The 16562-nt window shown below is 50.8% G+C and carries 14 protein-coding genes; 7 read left to right on the forward strand and 7 right to left on the reverse strand.

All coding sequences use genetic code 11. The features are described 5' to 3' along the window. Positions 1–76: 76 nt before the first annotated feature. The 4 genes from carB to ACSSVF_RS13895 all read right to left on the reverse strand — a co-directional run bounded on the left by carB (position 77) and on the right by ACSSVF_RS13895 (position 7815). A complete protein-coding gene (carB, locus tag ACSSVF_RS13880; protein WP_492404229.1) occupies positions 77–3292 on the reverse strand; it encodes a carbamoyl-phosphate synthase large subunit in 3216 nt (1071 codons plus the stop codon). Beyond that, positions 3292–4431, reverse strand: coding sequence for a glutamine-hydrolyzing carbamoyl-phosphate synthase small subunit (gene carA / locus ACSSVF_RS13885; protein ID WP_492404230.1), 1140 nt, complete (start codon positions 4429–4431; stop codon positions 3292–3294). The genes carB and carA overlap by 1 nt, the downstream gene beginning before the upstream one ends. A gap of 189 nt (positions 4432–4620) precedes the next feature. Beyond that, the gene (gene dapB / locus ACSSVF_RS13890; RefSeq protein WP_492404233.1) at positions 4621–5427 is read right to left on the reverse strand and encodes a 4-hydroxy-tetrahydrodipicolinate reductase; all 807 of its coding nucleotides are present in this window, start codon (positions 5425–5427) and stop codon (positions 4621–4623) included. A gap of 42 nt (positions 5428–5469) precedes the next feature. Further along, complete coding sequence (locus tag ACSSVF_RS13895) at positions 5470–7815, reverse strand: L,D-transpeptidase Cds6 family protein (protein WP_492404234.1); 2346 nt, start codon at positions 7813–7815, stop codon at positions 5470–5472. 171 nt (positions 7816–7986) lie between these two features. On the opposite strand from ACSSVF_RS13895, the gene fur reads away from it, so the two are divergent. Both fur and ACSSVF_RS13905 read left to right on the forward strand, forming a co-directional pair. Beyond that, complete coding sequence (gene fur, locus ACSSVF_RS13900; RefSeq protein ID WP_492404235.1) at positions 7987–8406, forward strand: ferric iron uptake transcriptional regulator; 420 nt, start codon at positions 7987–7989, stop codon at positions 8404–8406. Positions 8407–8415: 9 nt separating this feature from the next. Then, positions 8416–8997 (forward strand): DNA-deoxyinosine glycosylase, encoded by a 582-nt coding sequence (locus ACSSVF_RS13905; protein WP_492404236.1) that lies wholly within the window; start codon positions 8416–8418, stop codon positions 8995–8997. Positions 8998–9057: 60 nt separating this feature from the next. Here ACSSVF_RS13905 and ACSSVF_RS13910 read toward each other — a convergent pair whose 3' ends face one another. The 3 genes from ACSSVF_RS13910 to ACSSVF_RS13920 are packed head-to-tail and all read right to left on the reverse strand — an operon-like array spanning position 9058 to position 12033. Beyond that, complete coding sequence (locus ACSSVF_RS13910) at positions 9058–9432, reverse strand: VOC family protein (protein WP_492404238.1); 375 nt, start codon at positions 9430–9432, stop codon at positions 9058–9060. Positions 9433–9478: 46 nt separating this feature from the next. Next, entirely contained in the window at positions 9479–11140 is a 1662-nt protein-coding gene (recN, locus tag ACSSVF_RS13915) for a DNA repair protein RecN (protein WP_492404240.1), read from the reverse strand. Between the two features lie 23 nt (positions 11141–11163). After that, positions 11164–12033 carry an NAD(+) kinase gene (locus tag ACSSVF_RS13920; protein ID WP_492404241.1) on the reverse strand — a complete coding sequence of 290 codons (870 nt, stop codon included), beginning with the start codon at positions 12031–12033 and terminating at the stop codon, positions 11164–11166. Positions 12034–12135: 102 nt separating this feature from the next. Between ACSSVF_RS13920 and hrcA the strand changes: the two genes are divergently transcribed. From hrcA to rfaD, 5 genes are all read left to right on the forward strand, one after another. Continuing rightward, positions 12136–13152: a heat-inducible transcriptional repressor HrcA gene (gene hrcA, locus ACSSVF_RS13925; RefSeq protein ID WP_492404243.1), complete on the forward strand. Its 1017-nt coding sequence runs from the start codon at positions 12136–12138 to the stop codon at positions 13150–13152. A 135-nt stretch (positions 13153–13287) separates the two neighbouring features. Beyond that, positions 13288–13503, forward strand: coding sequence for a YMGG-like glycine zipper-containing protein (locus ACSSVF_RS13930; protein WP_492404245.1), 216 nt, complete (start codon positions 13288–13290; stop codon positions 13501–13503). A gap of 176 nt (positions 13504–13679) precedes the next feature. Then, entirely contained in the window at positions 13680–14177 is a 498-nt protein-coding gene (locus ACSSVF_RS13935; protein ID WP_492404247.1) for an FxDxF family PEP-CTERM protein, read from the forward strand. Positions 14178–14312: 135 nt separating this feature from the next. Beyond that, a complete protein-coding gene (gene hemH, locus ACSSVF_RS13940; RefSeq protein ID WP_492404249.1) occupies positions 14313–15377 on the forward strand; it encodes a ferrochelatase in 1065 nt (354 codons plus the stop codon). 127 nt (positions 15378–15504) lie between these two features. Next, entirely contained in the window at positions 15505–16494 is a 990-nt protein-coding gene (rfaD, locus tag ACSSVF_RS13945; protein ID WP_492404251.1) for an ADP-glyceromanno-heptose 6-epimerase, read from the forward strand. Positions 16495–16562 lie beyond the last annotated feature (68 nt).

The following is a 16562-nucleotide window of genomic DNA, read 5'->3' on the forward strand; positions in this document are numbered from 1 at the left end:
GAGCGTGGCTTATTTCAATAACAGTATAGCGCTATATTAAGTGCAATATTTCTTAATGCAATGACCTTAGTTTAAGTTATGCCAGACGTTTGTGCAAGTCTTGCACCGAATACACATCCATATCCTTGCTTTGTGCCATACCGATACAGGCAGCGCGTGCGCCGGCCAGTGTCGTGTAGTAGGTCACTTTGTTTTGCAAGGCACTGCGGCGGATCTCGTATGAGTCTGTAATCGCTTTTTTGTCTTCTGTCACATTCACAATGAGGCTGATTTCATTGTTCTTGATCATGTCGACAATATGCGGCCGGCCTTCGGCTACCTTGTTCACTGGCGTCACTTCCAGGCCCTGCTCTGACAAGGCACGCGCGGTGCCTTTAGTCGCCACAATGCTAAAACCAAGGCTGACCAAATCTTTGGCGATATCAATCACTTTGCGGTGATCTTCATTACGCACACTGATAAAAGCACGGCCACCGGTTGGCATTTTCACCGAAGCGCCCAGCTGTGATTTGACGAAGGCTTCGGCAAACGTATTGCCTACCCCCATCACTTCACCAGTTGATTTCATTTCTGGGCCAAGAATAGTATCCACACCCGGGAACTTGATGAACGGGAATACTGCTTCTTTCACCGAGTAATAAGGTGGAATGACTTCTTTAGTCACGCCTTGCGACTTGAGTGACTGGCCTGCCATACAGCGTGCAGCGATTTTCGCCAGTTGCAAACCACAGGCTTTGGAAACGAAGGGCACGGTACGTGATGCACGTGGGTTCACTTCCAGTACATACACCACTTCACCCTGTTCAGTATTCTGCACAGCAAACTGCACGTTCATCAGGCCTTTAACACCTAATGCCTTAGCCATCTGAACGGTTTGGCTACGTAATTCATCCTGCAATTCGTCGCTCAAACTGTATGGTGGCAATGAACAGGCGGAGTCACCGGAGTGTACCCCAGCTTGCTCAACGTGCTGCATAATGCCGCCGATCAATACGTCTTCGCCATCGCTCAGTGCATCGACATCGACTTCAATCGCGTCATTCAGGAAACGATCCAACAATACCGGTGATTCGTTAGAGACTTTCACCGCTTCGCGCATATAGCGCTCGAGCTGGCTTTGCTCATGCACGATTTCCATCGCGCGGCCACCCAATACATACGATGGACGCACCACTAATGGATAACCGATTTCCATGGCCAGACGAATCGCTTCTTCAGGCGCACGCGCAGTACGGTTTGGTGGTTGTTTCAGGTTCAGTTTATGCAACATCTGCTGGAAGCGCTCACGGTCTTCGGCACGGTCAATCGCGTCAGGCGTGGTACCAATAATAGGCACACCGGCTTTTTCCAGGTCACGCGCCAGCTTCAATGGTGTTTGACCACCGTATTGCACAATCACGCCGACCGGTTTTTCGATATTGACGATTTCCAGTACGTCTTCCAAAGTCACCGGCTCAAAATACAGGCGGTCTGAAGTGTCGTAATCGGTAGATACGGTTTCCGGGTTACAGTTAACCATAATGGTTTCGTAACCATCTTCGCGCATGGCGAAAGCTGCATGCACGCAACAATAGTCAAACTCGATGCCCTGGCCAATCCGGTTAGGACCACCGCCCAACACCATGATTTTCTTGTTGGTGGTTGGTTTCGATTCGCACTCTTCTTCATAAGTCGAGTACATATAAGCGGTATTGGTCGCAAATTCTGCCGCGCAGGTATCCACACGCTTGTAAACAGGGCGCACACCCAAAGCCTGACGGAAAGCGCGCACGGCATGCTGGTCAGTGTCCAGCAATTTGGCCAGACGACGATCAGAAAAGCCTTTGCGCTTCAGCCTGAACACGGTGTCTTTGCTCAGATCCGCAATGTGTTTGCCGATCAGGGATTGTTCCAGTTTGATGATTTCTTCGATTTGCACCAGGAACCAGCGGTCTATTTTGGTGATATCAAAAATCTCATCCGTGCTCATGCCCAGACGGAATGCATCAGCCACATACCAGATACGTTCAGGACCTGGCTCGCCCATTTCCTTGACGATGCGGTCTTTGTCATCGGTGACGCTATCCAGTCCATCAAAGCCGACTTCCAGGCCGCGCAAAGCTTTCTGGAAAGATTCCTGGAAGCTACGGCCAATCGCCATCACTTCACCGACAGATTTCATCTGTGTGGTCAGGCGGCTATCAGCCTGCGGGAATTTTTCAAACGCGAAACGCGGCACTTTGGTGACCACGTAATCAATCGAAGGCTCGAATGAAGCCGGCGTCTGACCACCGGTAATCTCGTTACGCAACTCGTCCAGCGTGAAACCCACCGCCAGTTTTGCGGCCACTTTGGCAATCGGGAAACCAGTGGCTTTAGAAGCCAGTGCAGACGAACGCGACACGCGCGGATTCATCTCGATCACGATCATACGGCCATCATCCGGATTAATGGCAAACTGTACGTTTGAACCACCGGTATCAACGCCGATTTCACGCAGCACAGCCAAAGAGGCGTTACGCATGATCTGGTATTCTTTATCGCTCAATGTTTGTGCAGGCGCGACGGTAATACTGTCACCGGTATGCACGCCCATAGGGTCGAGGTTCTCGATCGAACAGATAATGATGCAGTTGTCCGCCTTGTCGCGCACCACTTCCATCTCATACTCTTTCCAACCCAGCAGTGATTCTTCAATCAGCAACTCGTTGGTAGGCGAAGCATCCAGGCCACGTTCACAAATAGCGATAAACTCTTCACGGTTGTAAGCAATACCGCCGCCGCTGCCGCCCATGGTGAATGAAGGACGGATAATCGCGGGATAACCAATATTAGCTTGAACCTGCAGCGCTTCTTCCAGGCTGTGTGCAATCGCAGAGCGTGCAGAACCCAGACCGATTTTGGTCATGGCTTCTTTAAATTTCTGGCGGTCTTCGGCTTTATCAATCGCTTCTTTGGAAGCGCCGATCAGCTCGACATTATACTTTTGCAGCACGCCATGCTTGTCCAGGTCCAGCGCACAGTTCAATGCCGTCTGGCCACCCATGGTTGGCAGCAATACGTCAGGGCGTTCTTTTTCAATGATTTTTTCAACAATTTGCCAGGTGATAGGCTCGATATAAGTCGCATCTGCCATTTCCGGGTCGGTCATGATAGTGGCAGGATTGGAGTTCACCAGAATCACGCGGTAACCTTCTTCGCGCAAGGCCTTACAGGCCTGGGCGCCGGAGTAATCAAACTCACAGGCCTGGCCGATGACAATCGGACCGGCACCGATAATCAGGATACTTTTAATGTCAGTTCTTTTTGCCATTAGCTGGACTTTCTATCTTGCATTAACTGGATAAAGCGATCAAACAACACACTCATTTCTTGCGGGCCCGGGCTCGCTTCCGGGTGGCCCTGGAAGCTGAATGCTGGCTGGTCGGTACGCGCAATGCCTTGCAGGCTGCCATCAAATAACGAGATGTGCGTGATTTTAATATTGGCTGGCAAAGTCGATGGGTCCGCCGCAAAACCGTGGTTCTGGCTGGTGATATACACGCGTTTGCTGTCGACATCCTGTACCGGATGGTTGGCACCATGGTGACCAAACTTCATTTTCAAGGTTTTTGCACCGCTTGCCAGTGCCAGCAACTGGTGGCCCAAACAGATACCGAATGTAGGGATACCTGTATCCACCAGTGTTTTGATCGCCTTGATGGCGTAGTCACATGGCTCAGGATCCCCTGGGCCGTTGGACAGGAAGATACCATCAGGCTTGTAAGACAATGCCTGTTCAGCCGTGGCCTGTGCGGGCAGCACAGTGACCTTACAGCCGCGCGAAACCAGCATGCGCAGGATGTTCTGTTTTACACCGTAATCGAAGGCAACGACATGGAACTGTTGCTCAGCAGCTGTGTTAAAGCCTTTGCCTAGCTGCCACTCTTGCTGGGTGAATTCGTAAGGTTGGGTACAGCTCACCACTTTGGCCAGGTCCATACCTGCCAAACCCGGGAACCCCTGGGCATAGGCCAAAGCCTGTGCTTCATCGACGGATTCACCGGCCATGATACAGCCAGCCTGTGCGCCTTTTTCGCGCAAGATACGCGTCAGTTTGCGCGTGTCGATATCGGCAATCGCCACCACATCATTGCTGTTGAGATAATCGGAAAGATTTTGTTCACTGCGGAAATTGCTTTCCAATAAGGGCAAGTCACGAATAATCAGACCTGCAGCATAGACCTTGCCTGACTCTACATCTTCACTATTGGTACCATAGTTGCCAATATGTGGATAAGTCAGCGTCACAATTTGTGAGGCATACGAAGGATCAGTAAGAATTTCCTGATAGCCGGTCATGGAAGTGTTGAACACCACCTCGCCAACCGTATGACCCGAAGCGCCAATGCTAATGCCCTTAAAAACAGTTCCATCTGCTAAGACTAAAATCGCTGGAATTGTTTTTGACACCTTTAGCTCCTTAAGTTTGATACGAAACACATCCTTTAGAGGGTTCAGCCTGGCGCCTGAAAGGCATTCAAGCGCCGGTGAATAGATGTGCAAAACGGGAAAAGCTTTTTGGACTCTTCCCGTTTCAGAATTGCAGCATTATAGCCTAATATGACTGGTCACTCAAGAGCGCCCATGCGCGTAAATGACTTAGTTTTTGTCGAAACCCAGCACATCGCGCATATCAAACAAACCGCTGGGCTTATCCGCCAAAAATTTGGCCGCACGCAAAGCGCCTTGTGCAAATGTCGCGCGGCTGGAGGCTTTGTGCGTTAATTCGACCCGCTCACCCACGCCAGCCAACACCACCGTGTGGTCACCAACCACATCGCCACCGCGTAAGGTCGCAAAGCCGATAGTGCCAGTTTCACGTTCGCCAGTGACGCCTTCACGCGCATACACGGCACAATCTTTCAATGCTTTATCAATCCCTTTGGCCGCCGCTTCGCCCAGGCGTAAAGCAGTGCCAGAAGGCGCATCTACTTTGTGGCGGTGATGCATTTCTACCACTTCGATATCGTAGCCCTCGTTCAACACGCGCGCTGCTTGCTCTACCAGGTTAATCAGCAAGGTCACGCCCACACTCATATTAGGGGCGAACACGATAGCTGTTTGTTTAGCAGCGGCTTCAATGGCGGATTTTTCGGCTTCGTTAAAACCGGTGGTGCCTATCACCAACTTCACTTTGGCCTGCTGACAGCTTTGCAAATATTGCATGCTGGCTTCAGGGCGGGTGAAGTCGACCAACACATCGGCACCTTGCAGAGCCAAAGCCACATCTGAGGTAATCTTGACACCCGTCACCTTACCAAACTGTTCTCCGGCATCCCGGCCCAGCATGGCGCTGCCAGCCCTATCCAGTGCCGCATGCAGCTGTAAACCGCTATCAGAAAATACACCATCCAGCAGGGCATGCCCCATACGGCCTGACACACCTGCAATCACTACTTTTAACATAAATCGCTCAATACACTCTAATTCTTGTTCGCCAGGCTTTGGTTAAAACCCGATTTGTTCCGGTGCAGCCTCTGATGACTCCGGGCTAGACTCAGCCGGCGGTGTCGTCAGTTGCTGTTTAGCCGCGGGTAAATCTGTAGCTGTCGTTGCAGTCTCACGCACGATCAGCCAGGCATGCGTCGCCGGATCCAGTTTTAACTGCAATTTTTTGACCATGACATCGCGGTAAGCTTTCGCTGCATATTTTTGCGTAAAAGTCGCGACCGCATTATTTCCATCACGGGTAACATTCACTGCATCAATTTCCAGGCTGATATTACCCTGGTTAGGTGACAAGCGTTTTTTGCGCTGTGCTTCCCAGGCACGTTTGTTAGGCAAGTCCTCTGGCACAAACTCTGGCGAATACGCAGCCAGGTAGCTGGTGATATTTTTGCTGCGCCAGGCTTGTGCCCAGCCTTCAATGGCAGACTCCACGCTAGGTTCAGTTTCAACAGGAATCTGCACCTTCTCCTCTGAAGCAGGCGGCACGGCTACCGTCGCCTTATTAGGCAAAGCCACCACTGCCGGAACGGCTGCAGAACCCAAAGGCGCAGTGCGTTCACGCGTAATCAACCAGCGCTTCTGTGCAGGTTCGTAACGCAGGTCCAGTGTTTTCAACAACTCATCTTTATAGGTTTTTGCCGCATATTTCTGTTCAAACTGCACGACGGCTTCTCCGCCATCACGCTGCACCTGGAGATTATTCAGCACCAGTGTAATCTCACCTTGTTTGGATGAAAGGCGTTGCTTGCGTTGCGATTCCCAGGTTTTTTTACTTGGCACGCCATCAGGCACAAACTCAGGTGCGTAAGCGGCGAAATAGGCATCCACGTCCTTGCTTCTCCAGGCTTGCGCCCAGGCAGCTACCGACTGATTTACACTTGCGTCACTGGTTGCAGATGCTTGCGTCGCAGTTTCAGAGACTGGTGCCAGCTTATCGGCTTGAGGCGCTGCAGATTTTGAAACTGAAGTCGATGCGGTCTCTGCTGCTGCCAATGAAGCTGCACTTGCTGCTGCAGGGGTTACTTTCGCCACTGGTTTCACTGGTAGTGGCGGTAACTCCGGCTCAGGTTCTGGTTCAGGCAGTTGTTCGGCAATAAAAGTAGGCGCTGGCTCAGTCGCTTCACCACTTTCCTTAGGTGCCACGCCCTTTTCAGTGACCTGACGCGCTTCAGCATCAATAGCTGGTGCATTTGCCTCAGCCATATTGCCTTTAACCATGTCCCCTTCGGTAGGGATCACAGGCTCCACATACTCTCCCTCAGCGATATAAGGAATCACCTCATCATCGTCAAGCAGGGCCGGATCTTTGGTTTTGATAATAGTAATACCAGTTGCCTTAGACGCCGCAGCTTGTGGCACGGCAGGTTTTGCCGCTGCAGCTTTAGTAGCCACTACTGATTTGGCCGGTGCGGATTTAGAAGGTGCCGCCTTCGTTACAGCAGCAACAGCCACTGGTGCCGCGGCGACTGCTGGCTTGATAGGTGCAAGCACACTTTTAGTGGCAGTTGTTGCAGTAGCAGTAGGTGCAGCCGGTTGCGGTGCTTTTACGGATGGCGGCAAAACAGGCTCTGGTTCTGCCACGACCGCAGGTGCTGCCACAGCTTGATGCTCAAACACTGGCGGTGGTTCAACAGTTTCAGCTGCTTTGGCAGCCAGTGTCTTTTCATTGACCGCATGCGCATTTGCTTCTGTCACCTGATTCGCGCCGGCATCCAAGTTGCCTTTCGCCATGTCTTGTGGCGTAGGCGCACCCTTGTACTCCCCTTCAGGGATATACGGGACTACTTCGTTATCAGAGACATTTGCAGGCGCTGGTTCAGCAGCTTTAGTGGCTTGAGGCGCCGGAGTTGCTTCAGTGGCTGGCGCTGGCTCTGCCGGCGCAGGAGTGCCTTGTGGTTTTGCTTCTGCATTGACGGGTAGAGCCTCCGTAGCTGGTGCAGCAGCGATTGCAGCAGCACCTGTGGCTTCGGCATTTGCCGCTTCATCACCCTTCCAGAATTTCAGCTTATCTGACCAACTTTGATCTTTTGCTTCTTCAACTTTTTGCTTAGGTGTATCAACAATGGTCTTAATATCAGGATTATCAGCGGATGGAATCACGTCACCACGTACCGCCAGCAAACTGTCTTTATCAAAATCCAGGATGACCCTGCGTTTTTCAACCACGGACCCCTGTTTGCGCAATTCATAAAAATAATCCCAGCGGTTATCGCGGAAACTATCTACAATCAGCGGTGTCCCCATGATGTAGCGCACTTGGGTACGCGTCATGCCCGGACGCAGTTGCAGTAACATTTTGGAAGTCACCACGTTGCCCTGTTGCACTTCCATTTTGAAAGGCTTCATGGATGGAAGCTTTGCGCCACATCCACTCCCCAGAGATGCAACAACCAACACAAAAAAAATAGAATTACGCATTGGATTCACTTTATAATCGGTATATTGAAAACAAACATTAATATACCACGTAGTTTCGCAATCAAATATGCCGGACTACATAACAATGGACAAAACACTATGCATGACTCAAAAGATCTCAAAAATGCCGGTCTGAAAGCCACACTGCCACGTTTAAAAATTCTGGAATTATTCGAGCGCAGTGAGCAGCGTCATTTGTCAGCTGAAGATATTTACAAAGTCATGATAGGCAATGGCGAAGATGTCGGCCTGGCGACAGTTTACCGTGTGTTAACGCAATTTGAACAAGCTGGCCTGCTGGTGCGCCATCACTTTGAAAGTGGCAAAGCAGTGTTTGAACTGAATCATGGTAGCCACCATGACCATATTGTCTGTATCAAGTGTGGCCGCGTTGAAGAGTTTTACGACGAAGAGATCGAGAAAAGACAAAAGAGTGCTGCGGAGCAATATGGTTTTACCATGCAGGATCACTCCCTGACTATTTATGGTGTATGCAAAGACCAGCCTTGCAATGAATAACTGCTGAAAATGTCGAGTTGGCAAGGTGACCTGCCGACTCGCTTTTCGATCTACCCCAACGCATCAGCCTTGACTGATCTCCCAAACACTTCCACCTCTCACTCAGTCGGCTTCCCGCCTATCCTCGGCGATCACCCTGACATTCTGATTCTGGGCTCATTGCCTGGCATCGCATCACTGACTCAGCAACAATATTACGCGCATAGACAAAATGCATTCTGGCGAGTGCTGGAAGCGCTGTTTCAAATTCCGGCCAACGCAGAATATGCGCTACGCTGCGCACAGGTGAAAACAGCAGGACTGGCGATCTGGGATGTCTGTCACTCGGCTTACCGGCCTGGCAGCCTTGATAGTGCCATTAGCCAGAACACCGTGATCGCTAATGATATTAACGGCTTGCTGGCACAACACCCATCCATCAAATTAATCGCATTCAATGGCAATGCCGCCGCCAGCTTATTCAAGAAACATATACAGCTGGAGCAGCCGGCCGCAACCGTTATTTTGCCATCCACCAGCCCGGCTAATGCCAGCATCCCCTATGCAAAAAAGCTGGAAAAATGGTCAGCGTTACTCGATTTTCGTGATTAATCAGCGGGCGTTTGGCGATTTAATAACCAGTGTTTCGTAATTGAAAAACCAGGTTTGTGATTAAACAGAATGCATTGCCCTAAAAGCGCGGCTTGAGATGCTGATTGAATTATTATCGGGATCTTTAGTATTGGCAAAATGGTAGCCATTTGCTTGATGGATGGTGCCAAATACAAGGCCCTGCGCCTGCGCTGCCTGTACAAACTGCGCGACATCCTGCACATCAAATGAAAGCTTAACGCCGACTTGCCCCAGTTTGACTGACTTGGCAGCTTGGTGCACCAGGATAGTTGCGCCACTATGCCTGGGGCGCAGCTCCACCAGCCCCTCAACGATTTCACCTGTCGTTTCAAACCCGAAATGGTCGCGATAAAATGCAACGGTTTTCGGGATATCACGGGCGTAAATAATAATAGTGCCTAGTACTGCCTGCACATTGAGACCTTATTTGCGGAATCGAATGTTTTTAAAGGCCAGTGCATTAATGTGTCGCCAGCTTGAGCATTTCCCGCGCGTGATTACGTGTGGCTTCGGTGATCTGCAGACCACCGATCATGCGCGAGATCTCTTCGATCCGCTCATCCACACTCAAGCCTCGGATACGGCTTAACGTTGCACCGTTCAACTCGGATTTGCTCACCTGCAAATGCTGCTGGGCCTGTGCAGCCACTTGGGCCAGATGTGTGATCACCAGCACCTGGCGTTGCTGGCCCAATTGGTTAAGCAAGCGGCCAACGACTTCTGCCACACCGCCACCGATACCGACATCTACTTCGTCAAAAATCATGCATGGCACACTGCCCAATGAGGCAGTCGTCACTTGCAGGGCCAGGCTGATGCGTGACAATTCACCACCGGAAGCCACTTTATTTAATGGCCGCGGCTCTACACCTGCGTGCCCGGCCACCAAAAACTCCACCTGCTCCAGGCCATGGGCGGCTGCCTCGCCTGGTGTCAGCGCGACTGCAAACTGCCCGCCTTTGAGCGACAGCGTTTGCATTTCTTCAGAAATGGTTAGCGCCAGTTTTTTGGCGGCCTGCTGCCGTTGCGCAGAAAGCTGTGTCGCTGCTTGCTGGTAGGCTTGCCATGCCGCGGCTACCTGCCTGGCTAACTCGCCATCATCTGCAAAACCTTCCAACACCTGCATGCGTGCCGATTGTTGCGCCAACAGATCCGGCAACTCTTCCGGCTTGGCACGATATCTACGCGCCGCGCCGTGAATGGCTTGTATGCGCGCTTCAACCTCTGCCAATCGCTCGGGATCGAGTTCACTTTTCTGCAAATGGCGGTTCAGCGCGCGACTGGCCTCCTCCAACTGAATCACCGAAGAATCCAGGATTTCTGCTATCGGTTGCAAACCAGCATCTATGGCTTGCAGTTCACTTAATTTGACCTGCACTTGCGAAAGTAACGCTAGCGCATTCACTTCGCCATCTTCACTCATCCACTGCAAACAGGTTTCCATGCCGCTAAGCAAGCTGGCACCGTTGCTGAGGCGCACATGCTCCTGCTGCAAGGTTTGCCACTCTTCTACAGAAAACATCAATTGTTTCAATTCACGGGTACTGTCGCGCAGCTCCGCCAGTTCGTCGGCAAACTGGCTGGCATTTTTTTCATAAGCTGATTGTTGTTGATGCAGTTGCAACCAGTCTTTATATAAGACACTGACCTGTTTTGCCAACGGCGTGGCCTGCGCATAGGCATCCAAGATCTCACGCTGGGTAGCGAGTTTTAACAAAGAGTGATGCGCGTTCTGGCTGTAGATATCAATCAGGGTTTCGCCTATGTCACGCAATTGCCCTACGGTGGCGGAGGTGCCGTTGATAAAAGCGCGGCTGCGGCCATCGGCATAGATGAGCCGGCGCAATATCAGTGTGTCTTCAACATCTATTTCCTGGGCTTGCAACCAGTCGCGCGCTGCCTGATTACCGCTGATATCAAAAGTGGTGGATATTTCGGCTTTTTCATGGCCTTTACGCGTCACATCGCCTTCATTGCGCGCACCCAAACTCAGCGAAAGTGCATCAATCAGGATGGATTTACCGGCACCGGTCTCACCGGTGAGGGCGGTATAGCCTGCCGAGAACTCGAGTTCGAGCGACTCAACAATCACAAAATCACGAATAGAAAGGGCTTGTAACATAATTTTTATTATAAAGCCTGGCTTTAACCCCAGTTTAGTTTGTTACGCAACATATCGAAATAACAGTAAGTTTTAGGGTGTACCAGTTGGATTTCCTGTTCGCCACGCGCGATCCGGATATGGTCGCCTTCAATCAGTGCATGCTGGCCCTGACCATCGAAACTGATTTGTGCATCGGCTGCGTTCACGATGATGACTTCAATCACACTCTCTGCCGGGACGGTGATCGGCCGGTAACTCAAAGTATGCGGGCTTATAGGCACAATGGAAATGGCGTGCAGATCAGGATGCATGATAGGCCCACCGGCTGACAAACCATAAGCAGTGGTGCCTGTAGGCGTCGCCAGTATCAGGCCATCCGCGCGCTGGCGCGAAACGAATTTACCATCCACATGCACTTCCAGCTCTATCAGGCGGAACGCGCTTTTAATCACGACATCGTTCAACGCAACTGACTGCCATTGTGACGACTGCGCGCGTGAGACTTCAGATTGCAGCAACATGCGTGATTCGAGCTGGTACTCGCCCTGCAAAATCTTTTCAATTTCACCCAGCATATTGTCGGTTTGCAGATCGGTCAGGAAACCCAGGCGGCCACGATTAATCCCTATCAGCGGCACATTGGTGTCACGCAGGGCGCGGGCCACGCTAAGCATGGTACCATCACCGCCCATGACCACTACCAAATCTGCTTTATGGCCGATATTTTCCAGGCTGGCCAGTTGAAAACCTTCATGCCTGACAAAACGGGCGGTCTGCTCTTCTACGCATACATGCAGGTCTTGTGACATGAGATACTGCACCAACCGCGTCAAGTCATCACGCATGTTTTCCAGCGCTGACTCATCCATGTATTTGCCGACGATGGCAACCGAGCGAAAGTAAGGAAGCATGCGCGCATTAAAGCACAGAAGCCCTGAACTGAAAAGCACAGGGGGCTGTTATCCTGAGCATAAATCGGGCAAAATCCCCCTACGTTAACAAGGCTGTAAAAAGTGGATAAACGCGCGCAAATTTTACTAAAAACCCTGGTTGAACATTACATCAGTGGCGGTCAACCGATAGGCTCACGCACATTGCTGCAACATTCCGGCCTCGATGTGAGCCCGGCGACCATACGCAATGTGATGAGCGACCTGGAGCAATTGGGGTTTATAGCCAGCCCGCATACTTCCTCTGGACGCATCCCCACCAAAAAAGGCTACCGCCTGTTTGTCGATTCATTGATGACAGTGCAGCCTTTGGATCATAGGGCTGTGGCGCAGCTCAAAACCGGCTTTTCTTCGCCTAACCAGCAGGAACTGATCAGCAGTGCCGCAGATATGCTGTCGCAACTGACGCAATTTGCCGGGCTGGTGATGACGCCCAAGCGCACACGCAATGTACTCAAGCATATGGAATTCCTGCATCTGAGTGAAAAGAAAATCCTGGTCATCCTGGTGACAGAAGACGGCCAGGTGCAAAACCGTATCCTGATAGCAGAGAAAACATTCAGCAGCAGCGAGCTGATCGCCGCCAGCAATTATGTCAACAGCCATTGCCAGGGATTAACGCTGGATGAACTGCAGCATAAATTAAAGCAGGAGTTACAGCAGGTGCAGGCGGATATCAACCGGCTCATGTCAGCCGCACTGGATGCTGCCGGCCAACCCGAACCATCCGCCAAGGAAACTGTGGTGATCTCCGGTGAGCGCAACCTGTTGCAAGTCGACGAGCTTTCTACCAATGTCACCAGCCTGCGCAAACTGTTCGAGATTTTTGAGCGCCGCACGGCACTGATGCAGTTACTTGACCACAGCCAGCGCGCAGATGGCATTCAAATTTTTATTGGTGGCGAAAGCGGATATTTACCACTCGATGAATGCAGCCTGATTACCGCCCCCTACGAAGCCGATGGGCAGGTAGTGGGTACATTAGGAGTCATAGGCCCTACCCGCATGGCTTACGAACGTATTATCCCTATCGTCGACATCACGGCAAAACTCTTGTCGAACGCCCTTTCTAATCAATAATTTCTTTATCTTTACATTTTTTTCTAAAATGTATGAATTGTCCGACAGGACAATCAGCCTCCCCCCTCTTCGCCTCTGCTGACTAACTTCTCATAATCACACTACGTTCAATTCAATAGGAATAGAGGTGGTGAAATGAAAAATCATAAACCATTGATATGGTCCATTTTACTAGTGACTGCACTGAGCACTTCCGGCTGTGGTTCTATGAGCTCGCGCGGTAAAAGTACTGCATTAGGTGCAGGTATAGGCGCGGTGGGTGGTGCAGTGCTCACTGGTGGCAGTGCATTAGGCACTGTTGGTGGTGCAGCCGTTGGCGGAGTGGTCGGCAATCAGATCAATAAGAAGTAGCCCTCATATATCCCGTGTAGCCCAGCCCTCCGGCTGAGCTACAGCCTGACATTTAGCTTCATTTTCTCGCTTAATCCGGTGCGTCTACTGTGCCTGTTATGCACAGCTTTGCCTGGATACGTCCGAAAAATGTAAGCCTTAACTCGATTTTTTAACCGTTGCTTTAGGAGTTTAGTATGAAAAAACCTTTATTAATGCTGGCACTCGGCCTGAGCACTGCCTTCGTCTTCAATAGTGCTTACGCTGCCACCTATGCCGCTACACCTTCCGGGGATGGCTACCAGTTCAGTAGTTCATTTTCCGGTGATACCAGCTTTAATGACTACATCAGTTTCAGTACTGTAGGTTTTCAAAATATCGTAGCCAGCATCTCTGGAACATCTATCACTACTTTCGAGTTTGATACATTCAATCTTGTCGATTCAGACAAGAACCTGGTTGCCACCGGCTCTGTGTTAAACGGCATTCCACAGGTGTCATTCGGCTTTCTTGAAAGTGCGCAATCTGGCACTTATTACCTACACGTTGTCGGTAACAGTGTAGGTGCTACCACTGGTTACAATGGCACCATTACCACTACGGCTGTTCCTGAGCCTGGAAACTATGCCTTAATGCTTGCTGGCCTAGGTTTAGTGGGTGTGATTGCACGTAAAAAGATGCGTGAGAACGCTTAAAAACATTATTTTAATGTGACCATGAATCCCCGCTCAGGCGGGGATTTTTTGTTTTTATAGATAGCTGTGTGCTAAATGCCATAAAGGAATGCAACTCTCTTAGCTATCCAGGCCCGAATCGCTTAAAATAACGGCATGCCTTACTACAACTCAGAACCCAAGCAGACCCCTGACAGCCCCGCCAAAGTGGGTATTTTACTGGCCAATCTTGGCACACCTGAGGCGCCCACTGCCAGCGCCTTACGCCCCTACCTGCAACAATTCCTGATGGATAGACGCGTGGTAGAGATTCCACGGTTTATCTGGTGCTGGATCCTGCATTTCATTATCCTGGTTATCCGCCCCAGAAAATCCGCTGAGAAATACGCCAGCATCTGGACCAAGGATGGTTCTCCGCTAATGGTGTACGCCCAGCAACAAAAAACACTATTAGAGGCACAACTGGCGGATGCTTTGCCCGCGCAATGCGCCGTCGAACTGGGCATGACCTATGGTAAACCAAGCATCAAACGCGCGCTTGATTCGCTGAAAGCACAACAATGTGACCGCATTCTAGTGTTTCCCTTGTATCCGCAATATGCCGCCAGCAGCACGGCTGCCGCTCTGGATGCCATCTGGCGTGTGCTTCTGAAAACACGCAACGTGCCGGCGATCCGCACTATTAAGGATTATCACGACCATCCTCAATATATCCAGGCGCTGGCGACCAAGGTCAAAGACTATTGGCAACAACACGGGCAACCAGAAAAACTGGTGATGAGTTTCCACGGTGTGCCCAAGTTCCACCTGGAGAAAGGCGACCCCTATTATTACCAATGCATGGAGACAGGGCGTTTGCTGGCAGCAGCATTGAATCTGGCAAAAGACCAGTACGAGATTGCATTCCAATCTCGCTTTGGTCGCCAGGAATGGCTACAGCCTTACCTGGCAACGACGCTGGATGCGCTAGGCAAGCAAAAACTGAATCGCATAGACGTCGTATGCCCCGGTTTTAGCAGTGACTGCCTGGAAACACTGGAAGAAATCGCCATGGAAGGTAAACATTTATTCCAGTCTGTTGGCGGCGGAGACTATCACTATATCCCTGCATTAAATGCCGAATCTGCTTGGATAGATGCCATGCGCGTCATCACGCTGGAACATTTGCAAGGATGGATAGCAGACACAGATGCGGCGACACCAGCACCAGCTACTCGCTAGCGAGTATAGGCATTGGGAGCCTTGCAATAAGGGTTTATAATGCCCGCTATCTCAACCACAAACTCAACTAGGCGTACGTGTGTACTCGCAACTTCATGATGCGAACTACAGCGTCTGACATGCATTTATGATAGTCATTACCGGTGGCGCAGGCATGATAGGTTCTATCATGGCCTGGCACTTGAATACCAAGCTCGGCAGACAAGACCTGATCATTGTTGACCGCATCACCCATGAGAACCAGTGGCAGAACCTGGTGCATAGGCATTATGCCGAATACCTGGACAAAGACCAGCTGTTCGATTTCCTGGAAGACAATGACGATGTCACAGCGGTGATTCATATGGGCGCCATCAGCGCCACCACTGAACGCGACTTCAACAAGCTGGTTGCAGATAATATGCACTACTCGCAGGACTTATGGTCCTGGTGTGCCGAATATGAAGTGCCTTTCTTTTACGCCAGCTCTGCTGCCACTTATGGCGCAGGTGAGCACGGTTATGATGATGCCAGCATAGAAGGCTTACGCCCGCTGAATGGTTATGGTTATTCCAAGCATTTCTTTGACCAATGGGTGCTTGAACAGGTGAAACAGAAACAGCCTGCACCACCTGCCTGGGCCGGATTTAAATTCTTTAATGTGTATGGCCCTAACGAATACCACAAAGAACGCATGGCCAGCGTGGCTTTCCACACCTTTAACCAGTTCAGTGAAACCGGTACCATGCGCTTGTTCAAAGGCACGAAAGCAGACGTTGAAGATGGCATGCAGTTGCGTGACTTTGTCTATGTGAAAGACGTCGCCGATGTGATGGGTTTTTTCCTGGAAGCGGCCCTCAAGCAAAAACCGGCGACCAGTGCCATTTATAATATAGGCACCGGCCAGGCACGCAGCTTTAAAGACCTGGCAACCAACGTCATGACCAGTATGGCCCGCGAACCGGATATTACCTACATTGATATGCCGCAGGACCTGCAAGGGAAATACCAGTATTTCACCCAGGCCGAAATGCAAAAGCTGCGCAATGCCGGCTACAAAAAACCTTTCACCAGCCTGGAAGAAGGCGTGAAAGATTATGTGCAACAGTATTTAATGCAAGAAGATGCTTATTGCTAACCATGCGCCTGTTATCCTCCACTTGCAATTTCATTCCATTGCCCGCATTTGATGCGTACACAACCACT

The sequence above is a fragment of the Methylophilus sp. E2MeOHC9 genome (assembly GCF_058744375.1).

Excerpts from the sequence above, each read along its gene's own strand:
- recN (WP_492404240.1), bottom strand. The coding sequence starts at position 11,140 with ATGTTACAAGCCCTTTCTATTCGTGATTTTGTGATTGTTGAGTCGCTC.
- hemH (WP_492404249.1), top strand. The coding sequence starts at position 14,313 with ATGCCTTACTACAACTCAGAACCCAAGCAGACCCCTGACAGCCCCGCC.
- ACSSVF_RS13920 (WP_492404241.1), bottom strand. The coding sequence starts at position 12,033 with ATGCTTCCTTACTTTCGCTCGGTTGCCATCGTCGGCAAATACATGGAT.
- ACSSVF_RS13930 (WP_492404245.1), top strand. The coding sequence starts at position 13,288 with ATGAAAAATCATAAACCATTGATATGGTCCATTTTACTAGTGACTGCA.
- ACSSVF_RS13905 (WP_492404236.1), top strand. The coding sequence starts at position 8,416 with ATGTCGAGTTGGCAAGGTGACCTGCCGACTCGCTTTTCGATCTACCCC.
- ACSSVF_RS13935 (WP_492404247.1), top strand. The coding sequence starts at position 13,680 with ATGAAAAAACCTTTATTAATGCTGGCACTCGGCCTGAGCACTGCCTTC.
- carB (WP_492404229.1), bottom strand. The coding sequence starts at position 3,292 with ATGGCAAAAAGAACTGACATTAAAAGTATCCTGATTATCGGTGCCGGT.
- rfaD (WP_492404251.1), top strand. The coding sequence starts at position 15,505 with ATGATAGTCATTACCGGTGGCGCAGGCATGATAGGTTCTATCATGGCC.
- dapB (WP_492404233.1), bottom strand. The coding sequence starts at position 5,427 with ATGTTAAAAGTAGTGATTGCAGGTGTGTCAGGCCGTATGGGGCATGCC.
- fur (WP_492404235.1), top strand. The coding sequence starts at position 7,987 with ATGCATGACTCAAAAGATCTCAAAAATGCCGGTCTGAAAGCCACACTG.
- ACSSVF_RS13895 (WP_492404234.1), bottom strand. The coding sequence starts at position 7,815 with ATGAAGCCTTTCAAAATGGAAGTGCAACAGGGCAACGTGGTGACTTCC.